At 61.8% G+C, this 3,714-nt stretch carries 4 protein-coding genes; all 4 read left to right on the top strand.

Annotated features, from left to right (window positions below):
- On the top strand, positions 1–364 hold a 364-nt coding region (locus H5U38_03715; protein ID MBC7186124.1), incomplete at its 5' end, for a PASTA domain-containing protein.
- Positions 365–375: 11 nt separating this feature from the next.
- Positions 376–1,803 carry a UDP-N-acetylmuramoyl-tripeptide--D-alanyl-D-alanine ligase gene (locus tag H5U38_03710; protein MBC7186123.1) on the top strand — a complete coding sequence of 476 codons (1,428 nt, stop codon included), beginning with the start codon at positions 376–378 and terminating at the stop codon, positions 1,801–1,803.
- Positions 1,804–1,815: 12 nt separating this feature from the next.
- The gene (locus tag H5U38_03705; protein MBC7186122.1) at positions 1,816–2,907 is read left to right on the top strand and encodes a phospho-N-acetylmuramoyl-pentapeptide-transferase; all 1,092 of its coding nucleotides are present in this window, start codon (positions 1,816–1,818) and stop codon (positions 2,905–2,907) included.
- A gap of 6 nt (positions 2,908–2,913) precedes the next feature.
- A partial coding sequence (locus H5U38_03700) for an FtsW/RodA/SpoVE family cell cycle protein (protein MBC7186121.1) occupies positions 2,914–3,714 on the top strand: 801 nt, incomplete at its 3' end.

Raw genomic sequence — 3,714 nt, 5'->3', positions numbered from 1 at the left:
CTGCAGGGCCGTGCTCCGCGAGTTGGGACTGCGCGCCCAGTGGCAAGGTAAGGGAGAGTTCGTCCAGAAGCAGCACCCAGAGCCTGGTGCGCAGGTGGCCATCGGTTCGACGATCGTGTTGGAGTTGGGCGCGGAAGTGAGGGAGGAGGAGACCGGTGAGCGCCTCCTCATGCCGCGGGTCATCGGGCTCACTGCCCGCGAGGCAGTCAATCGCCTTCGGTTGCTTGGTGTGCATGTCGACGTGAGCGGTGCCGGGCGAGTAGTGCGCCAGCATCCGGCCCCAGGCGAGGCGATCCGTCGCGGTGGGCGCTGTACCTTGGAATGCCAGTCCGGCGTAGCGCTGGTCGATGCGCCGCGCTGGTGATGAGGAGGAATTTGCACGTCCTGACCCAGCAGAATGACGCCGTTGGGCTGCGCATCGGAGAGGTGGTTCACTGCTGCGCTGCGGCGGAGGGGTATCTTGGGCCGCATGCCGCTCTCCGCCAGCAGATCCGCAGCGTCAGCACGGACAGCCGCACAGTCGGTCCAGGAGATCTGTTCATCGCTCTCAAGGGGGAGCGCTTTGATGGTCACCAGTTCGTGGCTGAGGCGTTTGCCCGGGGCGCAGTCGCGGCGGTGGTGCGCAACGATGCGCTCGCGCGTCTGGTGGGCGAACTCCCCGAAGCGGTGTTCATCGGCGTGCCCGATACGCTGGCGGCCCTGGGGCAGATTGCCCACTACCATCGTCGGCGCTTCTCGCTACCGGTGGTGGCGGTCACCGGCTCGGTGGGCAAGACGACCAGCAAGGAGTTGATGGCCGCCGTGCTGGCAAGGCGCTACGCGACGCTGAAAAGCAAGAAGTCGTTCAACAATGCCATCGGCGTGGCGTTGACTTTGTTAGAGATACGCCCCCACCACCAGGCGGTGGTGCTCGAAATGGGGACCAACCACTTTGGCGAGATCGCCGCGCTCTGTCGCATTGCGGAGCCGGAGTACGGCGTCATTCTTGGCGTAGCGGAAGCCCATTTGGAGTTCTTCGGTACCCTTGAGGGGGTACTCAAGGCAAAACTGGAGCTCTTCGAAGGGCTGGTCGGAGAGAGGGTGGGGATGTACAATGCCGACGATCCACTGCTGGCGGCGCAGCGCATGCCGGTGAACCGCACCGTCACCTTTGGCTTAGAGCAGCACGCCGACGTGAGGGGGCACTTCCGGGGGCTGGACGAGCATGGTTGCGCGCGCTTTGTGCTTAAGAGGAACCTGATCCACCTGCGCATTCCCGGCAGGCACGTGGTGAGCAATGCGCTGGCCGCAGCAGCGGTGGGACTCGAGCTCGGTGTTCCTCTCCGGGAGATCAAGGCCGGGCTTGAGGAAGTGGAGCGGGTGCCTGAGCGCTTAGAAGTCATCAAGGCAGGCGGCATCCGCATCGTTGACGATGCATACAACAGCAACCTGCGCTCGGCCAAGGCTGCACTGGAGTTCGTGCGGGAACTGCCGGTCCCAGCTGGGGCGAAACGCATCGCCGTGCTGGCGGACATGTTGGAACTGGGCCAGGCCAGCGAAGCGGCTCACCGACGCCTGGGCGAGTTGGTCGTGGAGAACGGCATCGACGTACTTCTTACCTTTGGGGAAGCCGCGCGAGTGGTTGCGCAGGTTGCCAAACACGGTGGGGTGCAGGCCGAGCACTTTGCCGACAAAGAGGCTCTCACTCGGAGCCTGGTGGGGATGTTGGAGGAAGGGGACATCGTGCTGGTCAAGGGGTCGCGGGGGATGAAGATGGAGGAAGTGGTGGAGGGTGTGCGGACAAGGCTGCGCGGCAAGGAGTAGCTGAGAGGCGCTATGCTTTTCCACCTTCTATTTCCGCTAAGAGAGCATATCTCGGGACTGAATGTGTTCCGCTACCAGTCCTTCCGGGCTGGCGGCGCGGCGATAACGGCGTTGTTCATCGCGTTCCTTTTCGGGCCGTACGTCATCAGAAAGGCGCGGGAACTACACCTGGGCCAGGAGGTCCGCCCCGATGGCCCTCAGACGCACCTCAAGAAGCAAGGTACCCCCACCTTCGGCGGGATCATCATCCTGGTGGCGACGGTGGTACCGCTACTCCTCTGGTGCCGTCTGGACAATGTGTACGTGCTCCTCGTGCTCTTGGCCACCGTTTTTATGGGCGGGGTCGGCTTTGTGGACGACTACCTCAAGGTGGTCAAGAAGCTGCCCAAGGGACTTATCGGCCGCTACAAGATTGCCGGCCAGGTGCTGCTGGGATGCATTGTGGGCTCGGTGCTCTATTTCTTTCCGCCGGTTGCGGATGTGCGCTCGGCTACAACGCTGCCCTTCCTCAAGAACTATCTTCTGGATTTCGGGGTCTTTTACATTCCAGTGGTGGTCTTCATCATCACTGCCACCAGCAACTCGGCCAATCTTGCCGATGGGGCCGATGGGCTCTGTATCGGCCTCAGCGGGATTGCGGCAGCGGCATTTGGGGTAATGGCCTACCTGACTGGGCGGGTGGACTTTTCGCGCTACCTGAACATCACCTATCTGCCCGGTGCCGGCGAGCTGATGGTCTATGCCGCCGCTCTCGTCGGCGCCTGCTTGGGATTCCTCTGGTTCAATGCCTACCCGGCCGAGGTGTTCATGGGCGACACGGGCGCGCTCAGTCTTGGCGCTTCGCTGGCGACCATGGCCATTTTGATAAAGAAAGAACTGCTCCTGCCGATCATTTGTGGGGTGTTTGTGGCGGAGAGTGTTTCGGTGATGGTGCAGGTGGCGGTCTTTAAGAGGACCGGGCGCAGGGTGTTTCGCATGGCACCTCTGCACCACCACTTCGAGATAGGCGAGAAGGCCTGGCCGGAGCCCAAGATGGTGGTGCGCTTCTGGATCATCGGCATCTTGCTGGTGCTGCTCAGTCTGGCAACATTCAAGGTGCGATAGGCTCATATGCGCCACACCCCGCAACGGCTACTGCCGTACAAGAAGCGTCGATTCTGGAGCTTGCCATTCCTCGACGAAGGCGTGGCAGGATTCGACTATGTGCTCCTGTTGGCGGTAGCGATTCTCCTGGCCATAGGGTTGGTTGAGGTCTACTCTGCGAGCTCGCACACGGCGGCACTCCAGCGGAACGATCCGCACTTCTTTTTCAAGAGCCACCTGTTTCGGCTCTTGGTTGGAGGGTTGGTGATGGTGGGGGTGGTGCATCTGCCGTCCCGGCATTGGCCAAGAATCGCAGACGGACTGCTCGCGGGGAGCATCATCCTGCTGGTGTGCGTGCTGGCCTGGGGAGTTTCGGTGCACGGGGGTAGACGCTGGTTGCGCATTGCGGGGTTTACCTTCGAGCCTTCGGAAATCGCCCGCTTTGCCCTGGTTGTTTTCTTGGCGGCAAAATTGGGCGCCTGGAGGAACGACCGCGACCAAGAAGAGAGCCTCCGGCATCTCATTCTGGCCTTTGCGGCCACGGGAGTAGTTGCGGGCCTGGTGGCGATGCAACCGGACATCGACACCGCCGGGCTCATGGTGATTGTCTTCCTGTTGATGCTGGTGTTTGCTGGGGTGGATCGAAATGTGGTCCTGGTGAGCGGTGCCACTGCCTTTTCTGCTGCTGTGGTGCTCATGGTCGTGTTCGGGCACTTTCAGCACAGAATACTCGAGTGGCTTGCGTCCAATTCAAGTGTACCGGGCTGGCTTGCGTCCAAATTTGGCATAGTGGCAGGGGGCACAGCGGCAAACACTCAGGTCACCGCC

It is taken from the genome of Calditrichota bacterium, from assembly GCA_014359355.1.
GTDB lineage: Bacteria > Zhuqueibacterota > Zhuqueibacteria > JANLFK01 > Oleimicrobiaceae > Oleimicrobium.
The sequence above is the reverse complement of the archived record's forward strand: the minus strand, read 5'-3'. Positions and strand labels throughout refer to the sequence as shown.